This window comes from Brevundimonas lenta, assembly GCF_014196335.1.
Taxonomy (GTDB): Bacteria; Pseudomonadota; Alphaproteobacteria; order Caulobacterales; family Caulobacteraceae; genus Brevundimonas; species Brevundimonas lenta.
On sequence record NZ_JACIDM010000001.1, the window covers coordinates 291,087 to 307,616 of the forward strand.

At 70.0% G+C, this 16,530-nt stretch carries 16 protein-coding genes; 4 read left to right on the top strand and 12 right to left on the bottom strand.

What is annotated here, in order from left to right:
- Positions 1-81: 81 nt before the first annotated feature.
- Both GGR12_RS01545 and GGR12_RS01550 read left to right on the top strand, forming a co-directional pair.
- A complete protein-coding gene (locus tag GGR12_RS01545; RefSeq protein WP_343053054.1) occupies positions 82-486 on the top strand; it encodes a group III truncated hemoglobin in 405 nt (134 codons plus the stop codon).
- Between the two features lie 20 nt (positions 487-506).
- On the top strand, positions 507-1,196 hold the full coding sequence (locus GGR12_RS01550; RefSeq protein ID WP_183202162.1) for an alternative oxidase: 690 nt from the start codon (positions 507-509) through the stop codon (positions 1,194-1,196).
- 74 nt (positions 1,197-1,270) lie between these two features.
- Here GGR12_RS01550 and GGR12_RS01555 read toward each other — a convergent pair whose 3' ends face one another.
- The 9 genes from GGR12_RS01555 to GGR12_RS01595 form a co-directional block, all read right to left on the bottom strand.
- Positions 1,271-1,744 (bottom strand): Fur family transcriptional regulator, encoded by a 474-nt coding sequence (locus GGR12_RS01555; RefSeq protein WP_183202164.1) that lies wholly within the window; start codon positions 1,742-1,744, stop codon positions 1,271-1,273.
- 29 nt (positions 1,745-1,773) lie between these two features.
- Positions 1,774-2,214 (bottom strand): GNAT family N-acetyltransferase, encoded by a 441-nt coding sequence (locus GGR12_RS01560; RefSeq protein WP_183202166.1) that lies wholly within the window; start codon positions 2,212-2,214, stop codon positions 1,774-1,776.
- Positions 2,211-2,888: a tRNA (adenosine(37)-N6)-threonylcarbamoyltransferase complex dimerization subunit type 1 TsaB gene (gene tsaB / locus GGR12_RS01565; protein WP_183202168.1), complete on the bottom strand. Its 678-nt coding sequence runs from the start codon at positions 2,886-2,888 to the stop codon at positions 2,211-2,213. The genes GGR12_RS01560 and tsaB overlap by 4 nt, the downstream gene beginning before the upstream one ends.
- Positions 2,889-2,916: 28 nt before the next feature.
- Complete coding sequence (locus tag GGR12_RS01570) at positions 2,917-3,306, bottom strand: helix-turn-helix domain-containing protein (RefSeq protein ID WP_183202170.1); 390 nt, start codon at positions 3,304-3,306, stop codon at positions 2,917-2,919.
- Between the two features lie 72 nt (positions 3,307-3,378).
- On the bottom strand, positions 3,379-3,969 hold the full coding sequence (locus tag GGR12_RS01575) for a helix-turn-helix transcriptional regulator (protein ID WP_183202172.1): 591 nt from the start codon (positions 3,967-3,969) through the stop codon (positions 3,379-3,381).
- Positions 3,970-4,046: 77 nt separating this feature from the next.
- A complete protein-coding gene (locus tag GGR12_RS01580; protein ID WP_183202174.1) occupies positions 4,047-4,604 on the bottom strand; it encodes a NifU family protein in 558 nt (185 codons plus the stop codon).
- 54 nt (positions 4,605-4,658) lie between these two features.
- Complete coding sequence (locus GGR12_RS01585) at positions 4,659-5,129, bottom strand: universal stress protein (protein ID WP_183202176.1); 471 nt, start codon at positions 5,127-5,129, stop codon at positions 4,659-4,661.
- Positions 5,130-5,202: 73 nt separating this feature from the next.
- Positions 5,203-10,068 carry an NAD-glutamate dehydrogenase gene (locus tag GGR12_RS01590; protein ID WP_183202178.1) on the bottom strand — a complete coding sequence of 1,622 codons (4,866 nt, stop codon included), beginning with the start codon at positions 10,066-10,068 and terminating at the stop codon, positions 5,203-5,205.
- Positions 10,069-10,518: 450 nt separating this feature from the next.
- Positions 10,519-11,655, bottom strand: coding sequence for an AI-2E family transporter (locus tag GGR12_RS01595; RefSeq protein WP_246328707.1), 1,137 nt, complete (start codon positions 11,653-11,655; stop codon positions 10,519-10,521).
- Between the two features lie 90 nt (positions 11,656-11,745).
- Between GGR12_RS01595 and GGR12_RS01600 the strand changes: the two genes are divergently transcribed.
- A complete protein-coding gene (locus GGR12_RS01600; protein ID WP_183202180.1) occupies positions 11,746-13,299 on the top strand; it encodes a helicase HerA-like domain-containing protein in 1,554 nt (517 codons plus the stop codon).
- Here GGR12_RS01600 and GGR12_RS01605 read toward each other — a convergent pair.
- On the bottom strand, positions 13,296-14,432 hold the full coding sequence (locus GGR12_RS01605; protein ID WP_183202182.1) for an MltA domain-containing protein: 1,137 nt from the start codon (positions 14,430-14,432) through the stop codon (positions 13,296-13,298). The genes GGR12_RS01600 and GGR12_RS01605 overlap by 4 nt on opposite strands.
- Positions 14,429-15,067 (bottom strand): TIM44-related membrane protein TimA, encoded by a 639-nt coding sequence (gene timA / locus GGR12_RS01610; protein WP_183202184.1) that lies wholly within the window; start codon positions 15,065-15,067, stop codon positions 14,429-14,431. Before timA ends, GGR12_RS01605 begins: the two co-directional genes overlap by 4 nt.
- A 180-nt stretch (positions 15,068-15,247) precedes the next feature.
- Between timA and secB the strand changes: the two genes are divergently transcribed.
- Positions 15,248-15,763 (top strand): protein-export chaperone SecB, encoded by a 516-nt coding sequence (gene secB / locus GGR12_RS01615; RefSeq protein WP_183202186.1) that lies wholly within the window; start codon positions 15,248-15,250, stop codon positions 15,761-15,763.
- Between the two features lie 41 nt (positions 15,764-15,804).
- On the opposite strand, the gene dnaQ is transcribed toward secB, so the two are convergent.
- A complete protein-coding gene (dnaQ, locus tag GGR12_RS01620; RefSeq protein ID WP_183202188.1) occupies positions 15,805-16,530 on the bottom strand; it encodes a DNA polymerase III subunit epsilon in 726 nt (241 codons plus the stop codon).

The following is a 16,530-nucleotide window of genomic DNA, read 5'->3' on the forward strand; positions in this document are numbered from 1 at the left end:
CGCGGCTCCATACATGCATTTCGATTGCATGATTTTGAAGGCCAATACATGTATTCAGCATACATGTTTTGGAGCGCGGTCGTGAACGACGCCGCCGACATCGACGAAGCGGACATCGCCAGGCTGGTGCCGCTGTTCTACGAGCGGGTCCGGGCCGATCCCGAACTGGGCCCTGTGTTCAACGAGGCCGTGACCGACTGGCCGGAGCACATCGAGCGCCTGATCGCCTTCTGGTCCTCCGTCAGCAATGCGACGCGGCGCTACAAGGGCAACCCGATGAGCGCCCATCTGAAGCACCGCGAGCGCATGACGCCGGAGCTGTTCGAGCGCTGGCTGGCGCTGTGGGCCCGCACGGCCGCGGACGTACTGCCCCCGCCCGCCGCCGCCGCAGTCCAGGCGCGCGCTGAACGCATCGGCCAGAGTCTGCAGTTGGCCCTGTTCTTCAAACTGGAACCCCACCCCCGGTCGGTCCGAGCCCCGGTCTGACCCCCTTCAAGGAGCTTGCCGTGCATACCGCGCCCCTCGTCGATCTGACTGTCCATCATCGGCCCGAGGGCCTGTCGGACCGGATCGCGCTCGGTTTCACCAAGGTGCTGCGCTTCTGCGCCGATACGTTCTTCGCCAAACGCTACGGCCACCGGGCGATCGTGCTCGAGACTGTGGCGGCGGTGCCCGGAATGGTCGGGGCCGCCCTCACCCACCTGAGATGCCTGCGCCGGATGTGCGACGACGACGGCTGGATCCGCACCCTGATGGAGGAGGCGGAGAACGAGCGGATGCACCTGATGACCTTCATCGAGGTGGCCAAACCGACCCTGTTCGAACGCCTGGTCATCCTGGGCGTGCAGTGGGTCTTCTACCTCGCCTTCTTCACGCTCTATCTCGTCAGCGCGAAGACCGCCCACCGCATCGTCGGCTATTTCGAGGAGGAGGCGGTGATCAGCTACACCCACTACCTGAAGGAGCTGGACGAAGGCCGCAGCCCCAACGTCCCGGCCCCGGCGATCGCGAAACACTACTGGAAGCTGCCGGACGACGCGACGCTGCGCGACGTGGTGCTGGTGGTGCGGGCGGACGAGGCGCACCACCGCGACGTGAACCACGGCTACGCCAGTGAACTGGCCGGGCAGCCCGTCGATGAGAGCCGCATCGCGCCCTACCCCGAGCACGCCGAGGACATCCGCATGGCGGCCTGAGGCCGGCGGTGGAATGAAAGAAGCCCCGGAGCGTCGCTCCAGGGCTTCTGTCTGTCAGGACGCGGCGAGCAGGCTCAGGCCGCGTCTTCGTCGCGGTGCGCGTGGCGCTTGAAGATCAGGCCGTCGCGCTTGGACGGTTCGGCGCCCTCGATCGGCACGCCGTACAGTTCCAGCTTGTGGCCGATGAGGCGGAAGCCGAGGCGCTCGGCGATCTCGTCCTTCAGACGCTCGATCTCGGCGTCGAAGAATTCGATGACCTCGCCCGAGCGGGTGTCTATCAGGTGGTCGTGGTGGTCGTCGCCGGCCTCTTCATAGCGGCTGCGGCCGTCGCCGAAGTCGTGCTTCTCGACCACGCCGGCTTCCTCGAACAGGCGCACGGTCCGGTAGACGGTGGCGATCGAGATGTGGGGGTCGATGGCCGAGGCGCGGCGGTACAGTTCCTCGACGTCCGGATGGTCATCGGCGCTGGATAGAACGCGCGCGATAACGCGCCGCTGTTCGGTCATGCGCATGCCGCGCTCGGCGCAGAGTTTTTCGATCCGGTCCATGGGCGCGGAGAATAGGCGGGCAGGGCGTCCTAGGGAAGCCGCGCCGTCAAGTTGAGAGCAAGAAGCAGCGCATCCTGCATCGTGCCGTCATTACGAACGTAATAGCGGGGCCGCCGGCCGGTTTCGACGAAGCCGACGCGGCGGTACAGCGACCGCGCCGCCGCGTTGTCCTCGGCCACCTCGAGGAAGACGCGATCGACGCCCAGCACACTGGCGCCGGCGACCCCCTCCCCTACCAGCCGCGCGCCCAAGCCGTGGCGGCGGGCCGTCGGGCGCACGGCCAGGGTCAGAATCTCGGCCTCGTCGCCGACCGCGCGCATGAGGATGAAGCCGTCGGGCGCCTCGGCGGCGAATACGCCCGGCTGATCCAGCAGGTCGGAGAAGGCCTGGGCGTTCCAGGGCCGATCGAACGCCTCGGCGTGCAGGCACGCCAGGCGGGCGGCCTGGGCGGCGTGATCGGTCGCGCTCATGCCGGGGCCGCTGTCCGGGGCTGGCCCGGCAGGCGGCTGGGGGGCGTTGCGTCCGGCGCGCGCAGATAGAGGGGCGCGGGCGGGGCGGCGGCAGGATCGAGTCGGGCGGCGAGACGGGCCAGGGCCTCGGGCGCGGGGCCGGCTGCGTCCAGGGCGCGGAGTTCCGCCGCGGCATCGGCGACCAGGGCCGCGCCCGATCCGATCAGGACGGCGGCCGGGGGAAGCTTTGCGACGCGGTCGCGGGCCTCGTCCAGGGACAGCGCTTCCGCCGGTCCGGTGGGCACGCCGTCAATCCAGAAGCGCGCATAGACCTGACCCCGCCGGGCATCGATGAGGGCGGCGGCGTCGGGAGCGGCGGCGGAGGCGGCGAGGGCGTCGAGGCTGGACACTCCGATCACCGGCCGGCCGAGCGCTGCGCCGAGACCATGGGCGAAGGCCAGGCCGACTCTCAGGCCGGTGAACGAACCGGGGCCCACGGTGACGCCGATGCGGTCGATGGCTGCGAACCCGCCGGCGTCGGCCGCCGCGTCGCGGGCGAGACCGGCCAGCCGTTCGGAATGGCCCTTGGTCATCGCCTCTGACCGCAGACCGAGCGGGCGGACGTCGTCACCATTTACCTCGAAGACCCCGGCCGTGCAGAGGCCCAGGGCGGTGTCGATCACCATCACCCGCATTGGATGGCTCCCGCACGAAGGGGAGCCTTCAGCGATCTCCGGCCAGCGCCGAGACGATCCGTGCCAGCGCCTGCCGCACCGATCGGTCGGCGATGCGCGGGAAGGCCGCGGCCGTCGTACGACCGTCCGAGGTCGCGGTGATGAAGCGCAGGGCCTGCAGCGAATGGCCGGAGTCCGCCTCCGCCGTCTCGACCGGCGGAAAGAAGGCCTCGACCGAGGTTCCAAGGACCGTGGCCACGCGATGCAGGCGCGAGGCGGAGATGCGGTTCTGGCCGGTCTCGTATTTCTGCACCTGCTGGAAGCTGACCCCGACCCGGAGCGCCAGCGCCGACTGGGACAAGCCCAGGGCCGTGCGCCGCAGGCCGATGCGGGCTCCGACGAAGGCGTCGACGTCGTCCGGCGGGGCGGTTCTGGGCATGGGCGTGCGCCTCCTGTTCGGTGGTACGGAACAGTTTCATGGACACGCCACGGTTGCAATCAAAAAGTTTCATCAGTGGTCCAGGCGGGCGATCACGGCGGAGACGGCGCGGGCGCGGGCGCGGGGGATGCGTTCCTCGGCGGCGAGACCGCCGGGGCCGCCGCGGACGACGAGCACATCGGCCTCGGCGCGTTCGTAGAGGCGGACGAGGCGCTGGCCGTCGTCCAGCTCGATGACGCAGCCCTGATCGCGGCGGGGCCAGCGGCCGGGCATGTATTCGAGGGTCACGCCCGAGGCGGCCCAGGGCGCGAGGTCGTCGGTCGAGAGCTGCAGGCGGAGGGTTTCGGGCGGGGCCGGGCTGCTCCAGGCGCGTCCGGCGCTGTGGAGGCCGGAGGCGGCGGGTTCGAGGCTGGCGGCGGGCTGGACGCGGGTGAGACGCTGGGCGAGCGCCTCCGGGGTGGCGTCGACGGCCGCGGTCAGGCGGCGCTGGACGTCGGGGCGGAACAGGCCGGGGCGCTTGCCGGCCTCGTAGAGACCCCAACCCTGGCTGGTGATGCCGACGCGCTCGCCGGCCTCGGCCTGGCTCAGGCCGCGAATACGGCGCAGGGCGGCGAGCGCCTCGCCGAGACGCCGGGCGTCGATATCGCTCTCAAACCGGGGCATCGCTGCAGAATGACCGAGGGAGGCGGCGCTGACGAGGACTATTTCGTTTCATCGCCGACCTGTGGATAAGCCTGTGGTCAGATGACCTGCTCGACCCGGGTCACCTCGGGGACGTAGTGCTTCATCATCTGCTCGACCCCGGCCTTGAGCGTGGCCGAGGAAGAGGGGCAGCCGGCGCAGGCGCCGCGCATGCGCAGAGACAGGACGCCGGTCTCCTCGTCGAAGGCGTCGAACAGGATGTCGCCGCCGTCCTGGGCCACGGCGGGCCGGATGCGGCTATCGAGCAACTGCTTGATCTCGGCGACGATCTCGGTGTCCTGGCCGTCCGGATCGGCGCTGGAGAAGGCGCCGCCACGGAGCAGGGGCGCGCCGGAGACGAAGTGATCCATGATGGCGGCCAGGATCGGCGCCTTCATCTGGGCCCAGTCGAGACCGGCCGGATCGCGGGTGACCGAGACGTAGTCGTAGCCGAAGAAGACGCCCTTCACCCCGTCCAGCTGGAACAGGGCTTCGGCCAGCGGCGAGGCGGCGGCCTCGTCCTGGTTAACGAAGTCGCGCGGGTCTTCGGAAACGTCGCGTCCCGGGAGGAATTTCAGGACGTTGGGGTTCGGCGTCGGTTCGGTCTGAATGAACATGCCGGGTAAGTGCGCCTGACTGGCGGCGGCTTCAAGACCTGCGGCGACGCGGCGTCAGGCCAGGTCCTCAATGTCTTTCTCGGTGAGTTCGCCGGGGACGATGGTGACGGGCAGCTTGCGGCCGGTGAAGGAGGCGCCCTGTTTGACCACGGCGCCGACCAGAGGGCCGGGACCGCGGCTCCCCTCCCCTGCCGCCAGCACGAGAATCTTGATGTCCGGATCCTCGCCGACGACCTTGCGGATGCAGCCCTGAGGCTCGCCGCGCTCGATCAGCAGGATCGGCGTGGAGCCGGAGCGCTCGCACGCCTCGCCGGCCCAGCGGTTCAGGGAGGCCTCGGCCTCGGCGCGGGTCTGGCGTTCGATCTCGTCGCGGACGCCGGCCCAGTGGGCGTCGGAGGCCGCGGGCGGGATGATGCGGAGCATGACGACATGGCCGCCGGTCGAGCGGGCGCGACGGCACGCATAGCGAAGGGCGGCCTCGAACTCGGGGCTGTCGTCGACGACGATCAGAAACTTGCGCGACATCAGCCCTCTCCCTCAGCTCCGCACGCTAGCAGACCGACCCCCGGCCGCGAAGCGACCGGGGGTTCAGGCGTAATCAGGCGGCGGAGGACGCGATTTCGCGGATGACCGAGTTGGCGATGGTCAGCTTGGCGAAGGTCCAGCCCGAGCCCGAGGTCTCGATCTCGTCGACCGAGGCGCGGACGCCCTCGACGGTCTGGAGACGCGGGCCGATCCAGTCGTCGACGGCCTTCTCGGCAGCCGCCTCGCTGGCCCCGACCGAGACGTTGGAGGCCTTGGCCACCGCGCGGGTCAGGGTCATCTGCTCGGCCATCAGGTCCTCGATCAGACGGCGCACGGCCAGCCGGTCGAAGTGGTCAGCCGACGGAACGGCGCCGGCGGCGGCGCGCAGGCGGTCGAAGTCGAAGGCCGCGCCGACCTGGTGGTACAGCATGGCCATCGCCGGTTCCGGCCAGCCGGCCTCGCGGGCGAGGTCGCCGATATCGGCGGTGGCGACCAGCGGACGCAGCATGGCGAAGTCACGGGCCATGGCTTCCGAGGCGCCCATGCCGACGAAGGTCTGGATGCGGCTTTCCAGGCGGCCCTGTTCGTAGCGCGACAGGACGGCGCCGCCGGCCGAACGCAGCTGGTCGGCCGCGGGCTGGTAGGCGGCGATCAGGCCGTCGACGGTGGCGCCCGGACGCATGGCGCGGCGGGCCAGCCAGAAGGTCTGGCGGCGCAGGACCGTCGAAATCTCCTGGTAGAGGGCGGTCTGGGCCTCAGCCGGGATCTTCAGGTCCAGGGCCGACACCTGGTCCCACGCCTGGTCGAGGCGGAAGATCTGGCGCGCGGCCTCGAAGGCGAGGACCATCGCCCCGGTGTCGCACTGGGCCGACAGGCGCAGGCGTTCCGGGAAGGTCGGGCCGCACATGTTGACGATCTCGTTCGACAGGATGGTCGAGATGATCTCGCGGCGCAGGCGGTGGCGCTGCATGTCGGCCTCGAACTTCGCCAGCGGGCCGGGGAAGTAGCGGACCAGGGTCTGTTTGAAGAAGGCGTCGTCCGGGGCCTTCGAGGCGACGATGTCGTCGAACAGCTCCAGCTTGGAATAGGCGGTCAGGACGGCCAGTTCCGGACGGGTCATGGCCCCGCCGGTCGCCTTCATCTCGGCCATCTTCAGATCGTCGGGCAGGCCCTCGACCTTGCGGTCCAGCTTACCCTTGGAGACCAGCCACTGCATGAAGCGCTGCTGCTGGTCGAGGGCGGCGACGCCTTCGGCCTGCTGCAGGGTGACGGCGAGGGTCTGGTCGTAGTTGTGGGCCAGAACCTTGAGGCCGACCTCGTCGGTCATGGAGGCGAGAAGGGCGTTGCGGTCCTCCTGCTTCAGGGCGCCCGAGGCGATGGCCGCCCCGGTGAGGATCTTGATGTTGACCTCGTGGTCGGAGCTGTCGACGCCGGCCGAGTTGTCGATGGCGTCGGTGTTGATCCGGCCGCCGCTCTTCGCGAAGGCGATGCGGCCGGCCTGGGTCAGACCGAGGTTGGCGCCCTCGCCGACGACCTTCACGCGCAGTTCGTTGCCGTCGATGCGGATGGCGTCATTGGCCTTGTCGCCCACCTGGGCGTCAGTCTCGTTCGGCGCCTTCACATAGGTGCCGATGCCGCCGAGGTAGAGCAGCTCGGCCGGGGCCTTGAGGATGGCCTTCATCAGGGCGGCCGGGTCGACGGCGTCCTCCTGGATCTCCAGCAGGGCCTTGATCTCGGGCGTCAGCTCGATCGACTTGGCCGAGCGCGGGAAGACGCCGCCGCCGGCCGAGATCTTCGACTTGTCGTAGTCCTGCCAGGACGAGCGCGGCAGTTTGAACATGCGGTCGCGTTCGACCCACGAGGTCGCCGGATCCGGGTTCGGGTCGATGAAGATGTCGCGGTGGTCGAAGGCGGCGACCAGCTTGATGGCCTTGGACAGCAGCATGCCGTTGCCGAAGACGTCGCCCGACATGTCGCCGACGCCGACGACGGTGAAGGGCTGGGTCTGGATGTCCTTGCCCATCTCGCGGAAGTGCCGCTTCACGGCCTCCCAGGCGCCGCGGGCGGTGATGCCCATGACCTTGTGGTCGTAGCCGACCGAGCCGCCCGAGGCGAAGGCGTCATCCAGCCAGAAGCCGTAATCGGCCGAAACGCCGTTGGCGATGTCGGAGAAGGTCGCCGTGCCCTTGTCGGCGGCCACGACCAGATAGGGATCGTCGCCTTCCCAGCGCACCACGGCCGCCGGCGGGACGACGGAGCCGTCCCTGGCGATGTTGTCGGTGACGTCCAGCAGGCCCGACAGGAAGGTCTTGTAGGCCCGGATGGCCTCGGCCTGTTGCGCGTCGCGGTCGCCGCCCGCGCGAACGATGGCCGCCAGGTGTTTCGGGAAGAAGCCGCCCTTGGAGCCGACCGGCACGATGACCGCGTTCTTGACCTGCTGGGCCTTCACCAGGCCGAGCACCTCGGTGCGGAAGTCGTCGCGACGGTCCGACCAGCGCAGGCCGCCCCGGGCGACCGGACCGAAGCGCAGGTGGACGCCTTCGACATACGGGGCCCAGACGAAGATTTCGCGGAACGGCTTGGGCAGCGGCAGGTCGGCCAGTTCGCGCGAGGCGATCTTGATCGAGATGTAGGGCTTGGGCTGACCGTCGGCCGCGACCTGGTAGTAGTTGGTGCGCTTGATGGCCTGGACCAGCAGGGCGATGCGGCGCAGTGCCCGATCGTGATCGAGGCTCTTCACGGCCTGGAGCAGGTCGTTGATGTCGTCGACGAGGCCGGCGACGGTCTTCTCGCGCGCCGCGGCGTCACCGCCGGCGGCCGGATCGAACTTGGCCTTGAACAGCGCCAGGATGGCGCGGGCCACGGCGGGGTAGTCGCGCAGCGCCTCTTCCTGGACGGCCTGGGACGGGTCGAGACCGGTCTGCTGGCGGTAGCGGGCGAGGGTGCGGACCAGGGCCGCCTCACGCCAGCTGACGCCGAGTTCGAGAACCAGGCGGTTGAAACCGTCGCTTTCGGTGCGGCCGCTCCAGACCGCGGCGAAGGCGGCCTCGAACGGGTCTTTCACGGTATCGAAATTGAGGTCGCCGCCGCGCGGGTCCTCCATCAGGAATTCGTGGACGTGGACCTCGGGCATGCCCGCAGGCTTGAGGGCGTAGCCCCACTCCTCGAGCGTCTTCAGGCCCATGTCGGCCAGGATCGGCAGGACGTCCGACAGCGGCACGGCGGAGCCGCGGCGATAGAGTTTGAAGCGGAAGTTCAGCGGGCCGTCGCGGCCGGTGCGGAAGGCGCGCACGGCGATGGGTTCGCCGGGCGACAGGTCGCCGGTCGCGTTCAGGGTGTCGATCGACTGGTAGTCGAGGACGGCCTCGGCGGCGTCATAGCGGTCGCGGTAGGCGGCGCCGAAGGCCTCGGCCCAGCGGACGCTGACCGGCCCGACGGACACTTCGTCGACGCCGCCGGCGCGGAGCGCGCTCTCGAAGCGGTCGACCCAGCTGCGGCCGGCCTCGGTGATCTCGGCCTCAAGAGCGATGGGGTCGGGGCAGGGGTGATCGCCCGGCGTGACGCCGATGATGTAGTGGATGCGGACCAGCGGCTGGTCCGACAGCTGCGGATACCAGGCCGACAGGCGGCCGCCCCAGGCGCGGGCGAGGATGGCGCCGATATGCTCGCGCACCGAGGCCGAGAAGCGCTCGCGCGGGATGAAGGCCAGCACCGAGACGAAGCGGTCGAACGGGTCCTTGCGGGTGAAGGTCTTGATCCGCGGACGGTCGTGCAGGTGCAGGATGCCGAGCGCGATGTTCAGCAGCTCGTCCTCGCCGATCTGGAAGAGCTCGTCGCGGGGATAGTTCTCGAGGATGTTCTTGAGGCGCTTGTAGCTGTGCGTGCCCTCGATCTTGCCGGCGCGGGCGAGGGCGTTGGCGACCTTGCGCCGGATCAGCGGCACCTCGGTGGCGGCCTTGTCGTAGGCCTCGGCGGTGAACAGGCCGACGAAGCGGGTCTCGCCCGACGGGCGGGCGTCGGCGCCGAAACGCTTCACGCCGACATAGTCCATGTAGGCGCGGCGGTGGACGCGCGAGCGGACGTTGGCCTTGGCCACGGTGACCGGCTCGGACAGGTCCAGCTGCTTCTTCATCGACTTGGTCAGCACCGCCGGCTCGTTGGCGCGGCGCAGGACGGTGCGGGTCGGGTCGGCGAGGACGCCGAGGCCGACGCCGGACTGCGACAGGGGGGCCTCGGCCTCGTAGTCGCCGTCAGGGGCGCGCGGATAGTCGTAGTCGCGGGCGCCGAGGAAGACGAAATGATCGGCCTTGAGCCAGCGCAGGAAGTCGAGGTGTTCGGCCAGGACGCCGGCGTCGACACCCTTGGGCGAGTCCTCGAGGTGGGCGATCGAGCGACCGATCAGCTCCTGCATGGCGCCGTGGTCGGCGACGGCGGCGCGGACGTCGGCCATGGTCGCGGCCAGGGCCTCGCCGAGGGCGTCGCGGCGCTCCTGCGGCAGGGCGTCGATGACGACGATGATCAGCGAGGCGCGGCCGTTCGGGCCCTCGATGATCGGGTGGTACATGGAGCGGACGGTGACGCCGGCCTCGGCCAGTTCGCCCATGACGCTGTCGACGAGGAAGGGACGGTCGTCCTGGGTGATGACCACGGCGTCATAGCCGGTGGCGACGCCACGGGCGCCGGTGTGCGGGCCGACGCTGATGCGGGCCGGGCCGCCGGGCTCGCGCGCCTCGGCCGAGCGCCAGGCGGCGGCCAGCAGGGCGGCCAGATCGGCGCCGTCCAGATCGGGCGTCTCGTCGGGGGCGTGGTCCTCCAGGACCTGGGCCAGATAAGCCTTTTCAGCCGCGCCGGGCGGATGGCCGTTGGCGGCTGCGAAGTTCGCCTCCAGCACCTCCAGGTTGATCGCCTGAGGGAGCTTGGGGGCCGTTTCGCCGGGCATGGACACGTCTCGTTTTGCACGGCCCCGCACCGGGGCCGCCGATTGGCAGGCAGACTAGGCTGCTTATCCGCTGGGGCAAGCACGCCTTCGCCGCGCGACCAACTAGGCCAGCCCGACGCCGTCGGGAACCCCCAAAAGCGCCGCATGCAGCCGGGTCGGCGGCGGGCCGGATCGGTTATCAGCGATCAGTCTGCAAGGGATCGGGAGGACCGGATACGCTCGCGCAATGGTCGTGCTTCGGCGCCCGCGCACGGGTCCGAAAACGCAATAATCTGATCCGGAAACGACAAGGCCGCCGGACTCTCGTCCGGCGGCCTCTTCGGACCGGCGCCCAGGAGGGGGAGGGGTGGCGCCGATCTTTTCCACCGCGGCCTTGGGGGAGGGGAGGGGGCCGCGGCGACAGGGGTGAGATAGGCGCCGGTTGTGGCCAATCAAGGGCGCCGGAGGCCCTCAGCCGCCCTCAGAGTGCGGCGGGTTGACGCGGCGCCGCTTGCCCTTCGCGGGCGCCGGCTCGTCATGCTCGGCATAGGGCTCGCCGTCGCCGGACAGCAGGATGGCCATCCAGCGCGAGCCCTTGAACTCGGCCAGGATGGCCATGGCCATGACCGCCAACGGGGTCGACAGGAACATGCCGACCACGCCCCAGAGCTTGCCCCAGAAGGCGAGGGACAGGAGCACCACGACGGGGTCGATGTTCTGGTTCTCGCCCTGCATGCGCGGCTGGATGAAGTTGCCGCTGATGAACAGGATGGCCTGCAGGCCGACCAGCAGGACGCCGGCCTGCCAATAGGTCTGGAACTGGACGAGGGCGAACAGCGGCGGGACGAGACCGGCCACCGCCCCGCCCAGAACCGGGATGAAGCCGACGATGAAGATGACGAAGGTCCAGAACTCCGCATTCTGCAGGCCGACGGCGCGCATCAGCACCCAGGCGGCGGCGCAGATCATGGCTCCGGTGACAGCCTGGACCCAGATGTAGCCCTCGACCCCGCCGCGGACCCGCTGGAAGACCTCCATGGCCTCGTTGCGGGCGGTGCGGTCGGGGAACATGCCGACGATCTTGCGGCGGAAGCCGGCCTGGGAGGCGAGCAGGAAGGCCAGATAGACCATGACGAAGAAGGCGCCGGTCAGGGTGCCCTGGGCCTGCATGGCCGTGCTGGTCAGATAACTGCGCATGTCGAGCTGGTTCATCAGCTCGGCGGCGGTGGGGGCGCTCTCGATGCCCACCATATGGCTGGCGTCGAGGACGATGCGATCCAGTCTCGGCCCCATGCGGGCCCAGACGCCGGTGGCGTCGGCGAAGAAGCTGGATGCGCCGTTCACGATGATGGCGATCGAGGCGAAGAACAGCATGACTACGACGATCAGGGCGGCGGCGCCGGCGAAGCGGTGCGGGATGCGGGTCCGCGCCTCGATGGTGCGCTTCACCCCGTCGATCATGATCAGCAGGAAGATGGCCATGGCCAGCGGCGTCAGGATGTCGCTGAGCCAGTAGGCCGCCGCTCCGACGGCGACGATGGCGATGGCCACCAGCGCGTTGCGGGCCACGGTCGAGGTCGGAACGGTGATCGGCGGCTTCATCGTCATATGGTCAAGGTCCCATGACCCGGCGTCAACGGCCTTGAACCGTCCCGCCGCGCGTTAGACCATCAGCGTCAGCCTTCACCGGGAGTTCCCATGACCGACCCCGCCTCCTTCCTGTTCCTCGGCCAATCCGACAAGCCGGAACGGTTGCTGTTCAACCGCGCCAACCGCCACGGGGTGGTCGCGGGGGCGACCGGGACCGGCAAGACGGTGACCCTGCAGATCATGGCCCAGGGCTTTTCCGACGCCGGCGTGCCGGTGTTCTGCGCCGACGTGAAGGGCGACCTGTCGGGCATCTGCATGCCGGGCGCACCCAACGAGAAGCTGCTGGCACGGGGCGCCGAGATGGGGCTGACGCTGCAGCCGAAGGCGGCGCCGGTGGTGTTCTGGGACCTGTACGGCCTGAAGGGCCACTCGATCCGCACCACCGTCAGCGAGATCGGTCCGCTGCTGCTGGCGCGGATGCTGAACCTCAACGAGGTGCAGGAGGGCGTGCTGTCGGTGATCTTCCACGTCGCCGACAAGGAGGGGCTGCTGCTGCTGGACCTCGACGATCTGCGCTCGATGCTGGTCTACGTCGGCGAGAACGCCGAGCGGATCGGGCGGGAGGTGGGTAATGTCGCCCCGGCCTCGATCGCCGCCATCCAGCGGTCGATCCTGCAGCTGGAGCAGCAGGGCGGAACGTCCTTCTTCGGCGAGCCGGCGCTGCGGCTGGAGGACATGATGCGCACCGGCCTGGACGGGCGCGGCCAGGTCAATGTGCTGGACGCCACGAAGCTGATGGGCAGTCCGCGCCTGTACGCGGCCTTCCTGCTGTGGCTGCTGTCGGAGCTGTTCGAGCAGCTGCCGGAGGTGGGCGACCCGGACAAGCCGCGGCTGGTGTTCTTCTTCGACGAGGCGCACCTGCTGTTCAACGACACGCCGCCGGCGCTGCGTGAGAAGGTCGAGCAGGTGGTTCGGCTGATCCGGTCGAAGGGGGTCGGCGTCTATTTCGTCACCCAGAACCCCGCCGACATTCCCGACAGCGTGCTGGCCCAGCTGGGCAACCGCATCCAGCACGCGCTGCGCGCCTATACGCCGGCCGAGCAGCGCGGGCTGAAGGCGGCGTCGGAAAGCTTCCGCGCCAATCCCGCCTTCGACACCGCCGACGCCATCCAGGCGCTGGGTGTCGGCGAGGCGCTGGTCTCGACCCTGGACGAGAAGGGCGCGCCGAACGTCGTGGCCAATACGAAGATCCGGCCGCCGGACTCGCGCCTGGGACCCGCCACCGACGCCGAGCGGGCCGCGGTGATGGCCGCCAGCCCGGTGCGGGGGATCTACGACACCCCGGTCGACCGCGAGTCCGCCGAGGAGATCCTCGCCGCCCGCCGGGGCGAGGCCGATCAGGCGGCGGCCCAGGCCGCGGCCGCCGAAGCCCGGGCGAAGTCCGACGCCGCTGCGGCGAAGGACGCCCAGAAGGCCGCCGATGCGCGGGCGAAGGAACAGGTCCGCCACGACCGCGAGGCCGCCCGCGCGCAGACCCCGGCGCGCCGCTCGAACCGCCAGACGCCGATGGAGGCGATGACCAAGTCGATGATGCGCACGGCGGGCTCGACGCTGACGCGGGAGTTGCTGCGGGGACTGCTGGGAGGTCTGAAGCGGCGCTAGCCCTTCGGAACCAGCTTCCACATTCTGAGCGGGTGGCGGACGGAGCCGGCTTCTTCGCCCGCGATGGCGCCGCGGCCCATATAGAGGTCGGCGCGGACGGGGCCGCGGATGGCGGAGCCGGTGTCCAGGGCCATGACGAGGCCTTCGTAGCTGCTGCGCGCGCCGGCGAGGTTGCCGGCGTCGGCGGAAATCCAGACCAGGTCGCCGTAGGTCCAGTAGGACGGGTCGACGGCGATGGAGCGGCGGGCCGGGAGGGCGATGCCGGCGGCGCCCGGCGGATCGCCGCCGTCGTCGGGGTCGGTGCGGAAGAAGATGTAGCGCGGGTTCTGCGCCATCACGGCCCGGGCCTCAGGCCCGCGATGGGCCGCCAGCCAGGCGCGGATGGCCTCGCCCGATGTCCCGTTGCGCGGCAGCAGGCCCTGTTCGGCCATGGGGCGGGCGATGCCGGTGAAGGGCCGGCCGTTGTCGGCGGCGTAGGCGGCGCGCAGGCGCGAGCCGTCCTCGAAGGTCAGATAGCCCGAGCCCTGGATCTGCATAAAGAACAGGTCCTCGGCCCGCATCCAGGCGAGGACGGGGGTCGGCGGATCGGCCTCGATAGCGGAACGGGCGGGCAGGGTCTGGCCGCGCGACCAGCCGGCGGGCGCGGCGAGGACCGGGGCGTCGAACTCGCCGTCCCGGGACCGGCGGGCCTGGTACTCGGGCGCGAAATAGGAGGTCAGGAGGCCGGGGCCGCCGTCATTGGTGCGGGCCGGAACGACCGCGAAGCCGGTTTCGAAGAAGGCGCGGGCCTCGGACGGCGTCACCTCGCCCATGGCGCGTGCGCGGGCGCACAGGTCGCGACCGGCCGGGGTGCGGGCGGCGCGGCAGCCAGCGGTCCAGGCGCGGAAGGCGGCCAGGTGATCCTCGCGCTCCCAGCCGGGCAGGGTCGCGGGGCTGACGGCCATGGGTTCAGGAGACGGTGAAGGCGCCGGCTCGGCCGGGACGGGAGCCGGGGTCGCGGGCGCCGGGATGGGCGCAGGCGTCTCCACCGGCGGCTCGGCCTTGCGGCCGGTCGCACAGGCGGCGAGCGTCAGGAGAAGCAGGAGCGCGCAGGCCCGGCCCGCGCTGCCACGGGCGGACCGGTCGCGGATCATGCGTTGGCGGGTTCGGTGCGGGCCAGGACCCAGTTCGGGTCGCTGGCGCCCAGGATGCGTTCGAAGGTCCAGATCTCGGCGACACGACGCTCCTCGACCTGCTCCTCGGCGGCCGCGTCGGCCGACTTCACGCGATTGCGCAGTTCGGCCAGGAAGCGGACCTTGGCGACGGCGCGATTTTCCTCGGCCGTGGCCAGCTCCAGATCGGCGCGGGCGGGGTGGACGAATTCGGCGACCTCGGTCTCGCCGCGGGCCTCGCGGGCGGCGATGCCGGCCTCGAACGAGTTCATGACGGTCGGGGTCAGCAGCGGCTTCAGCGTCGTGCGGTCGCCCGAGGCGTAGGCGCGAACGATGGTCTCGTGGGCCTGACGGGCGCCCTCGAGGAAGCGGACCGGGTCGAAGCCCGGGTCGCGCGCCTTCAGGCCGGCGATGGAGGCCAGTGTGACGGCGTCGAGGACATTGGTGCGGCCCGCAGCCGGATCGGCCGGGTTGGCGGTGACGCCCGCGGGCTGGGCGCGCGCATCGTCTTCAGGCTGGCGGCCGACCTTCTTGCCCAGCACGTTGTAGAGCTGGAACAGCACGAAGGCGGCGATGGCCGCGAAGATAATGATCTGAACCTGAACCGGCACGGGCATTCCCTGACTGACGTCCGTCTGAGACGGGCGTGGCTGACGACGCTTACGGTCTGATATGGGGCGGCGCAAGGCGCGGCGCCCCCCTCCGGGGGCGTGCCTCGTTGCCGCATGATCCGGCGCGTGCTAGTCGCCGCGCCTTCCGGGCCTCGTCCCAGCCACATTCCAGACAGACTTTCGCCGATGACCGACGCCGCTCCTCCCGCCGACGCCAACCCGTCCGGTCCCGCCGAGAACGGCGGCCAGGCTCCCGTGGGCCCGGGCTTCCGCATCGTCGCCCAGTACGTGAAGGACCTGTCCTTCGAGAACCCGAAGGCCCCTGACAGCCTGCGCATCGACGGCCGCCCGGCCATCGACCTCGGCGTCGAAATGAACGCCCAGGGCCGCAAGGACGGTCTGTTCGAAGTCGATCTGCGCCTGACCATCAAGGCCACCACCGACGCGATGACCGTGTTCAACGTCGAGCTGCTGTACGGCGGCCTGTTCGCCCTCTACGGCGTGCCGGAGCAGGACATCGAGCCGCTGCTGCTGATCGAATGCCCGCGCTACCTGTTCCCGTTCGCCCGCGAGATCGTCGCGCGCGCCACGTCGGACGGCGGCTTCTATCCGCCCTTCATGCTGGATCCGATCGATTTCGGCGCCATCTACCTGGCCCGCCAGCAGCAGGCCGCCGGCGCCGCCCAGGTCAGCCAGGCCTGAATTCAGGGCTCAGGCCCTGATCGACCTTGAAGAGGCGTCCGTCAGGCGGCGGACGCCTTTTCCATGGCCGGAAGGCCATAGCTTTCCCACAGCGAACGATCCTTGAAGGTCGCCAGCAGGAAGGCCTCATGGGCCGCGCGCTCGGCGTCGGTCGAGCGGGGCTCAAGCGCATGCGGACGGGGGCCGTAGGCGCTGACGGCCGTCGGACCGATCGCGACCGTGGTCCGCGCCGCCGACAGGTCCAGCCGGCGTTCCTTGCCGCCGCGCAGCTCCAGATAAACCTCGGCCAGCAGACGGGCGTCGATCAGGGCGCCGTGGAAAGTCCGGTCGGCCAGGCTGACCTTGAAGCGCTTGCACAGGGCGTCCAGCGAGTTGGGCATGCCCGGGAAGCGGGTCTGGGCCAGCTTCAGCGTGTCGATCCAGCGATCCTCGCCCGGGAACGGATGTTTGCAGCGGCCGCACTCGAAGTCGATGAAGTTGCGGTCGAAATTGGCGTTGTGGGCGATGATCGGCGCGTCGCCGATGAAGGCCATCAGATCGCCGACGATCTCGTGGAATTTCGGCGCGTCCTTCACCTTGTCGTCGGTGATGCCGTGCACCCGGATGGCGTCCGGCGGGATCAGCCGCTCGGGGTTCACGAGGGTGTGGAAGGTGCGCCCGGTGGGCAGCAGGTCCTCGATCTCGATACAGCCGACCTCGATCAGCCGGTCGCCGGTTTTCGGGTCAAAGCCGGTGGTTTCGGTATCGAGAACGATTTCGCGCGCCAT

Bases quoted from the DNA above. Each gene is read 5' to 3' on its own strand.
- GGR12_RS01605 (WP_183202182.1), bottom strand. From the start codon at position 14,432: ATGATCCGCGACCGGTCCGCCCGTGGCAGCGCGGGCCGGGCCTGCGCG.
- secB (WP_183202186.1), top strand. From the start codon at position 15,248: ATGACCGACGCCGCTCCTCCCGCCGACGCCAACCCGTCCGGTCCCGCC.
- GGR12_RS01570 (WP_183202170.1), bottom strand. From the start codon at position 3,306: ATGCCCAGAACCGCCCCGCCGGACGACGTCGACGCCTTCGTCGGAGCC.
- GGR12_RS01560 (WP_183202166.1), bottom strand. From the start codon at position 2,214: ATGAGCGCGACCGATCACGCCGCCCAGGCCGCCCGCCTGGCGTGCCTG.
- timA (WP_183202184.1), bottom strand. From the start codon at position 15,067: ATGCCCGTGCCGGTTCAGGTTCAGATCATTATCTTCGCGGCCATCGCC.
- GGR12_RS01590 (WP_183202178.1), bottom strand. From the start codon at position 10,068: ATGCCCGGCGAAACGGCCCCCAAGCTCCCTCAGGCGATCAACCTGGAG.
- dnaQ (WP_183202188.1), bottom strand. From the start codon at position 16,530: ATGGCGCGCGAAATCGTTCTCGATACCGAAACCACCGGCTTTGACCCG.
- tsaB (WP_183202168.1), bottom strand. From the start codon at position 2,888: ATGCGGGTGATGGTGATCGACACCGCCCTGGGCCTCTGCACGGCCGGG.
- GGR12_RS01600 (WP_183202180.1), top strand. From the start codon at position 11,746: ATGACCGACCCCGCCTCCTTCCTGTTCCTCGGCCAATCCGACAAGCCG.
- GGR12_RS01575 (WP_183202172.1), bottom strand. From the start codon at position 3,969: ATGCCCCGGTTTGAGAGCGATATCGACGCCCGGCGTCTCGGCGAGGCG.
- GGR12_RS01595 (WP_246328707.1), bottom strand. From the start codon at position 11,655: ATGACGATGAAGCCGCCGATCACCGTTCCGACCTCGACCGTGGCCCGC.
- GGR12_RS01585 (WP_183202176.1), bottom strand. From the start codon at position 5,129: ATGTCGCGCAAGTTTCTGATCGTCGTCGACGACAGCCCCGAGTTCGAG.
- GGR12_RS01580 (WP_183202174.1), bottom strand. From the start codon at position 4,604: ATGTTCATTCAGACCGAACCGACGCCGAACCCCAACGTCCTGAAATTC.
- GGR12_RS01555 (WP_183202164.1), bottom strand. From the start codon at position 1,744: ATGGACCGGATCGAAAAACTCTGCGCCGAGCGCGGCATGCGCATGACC.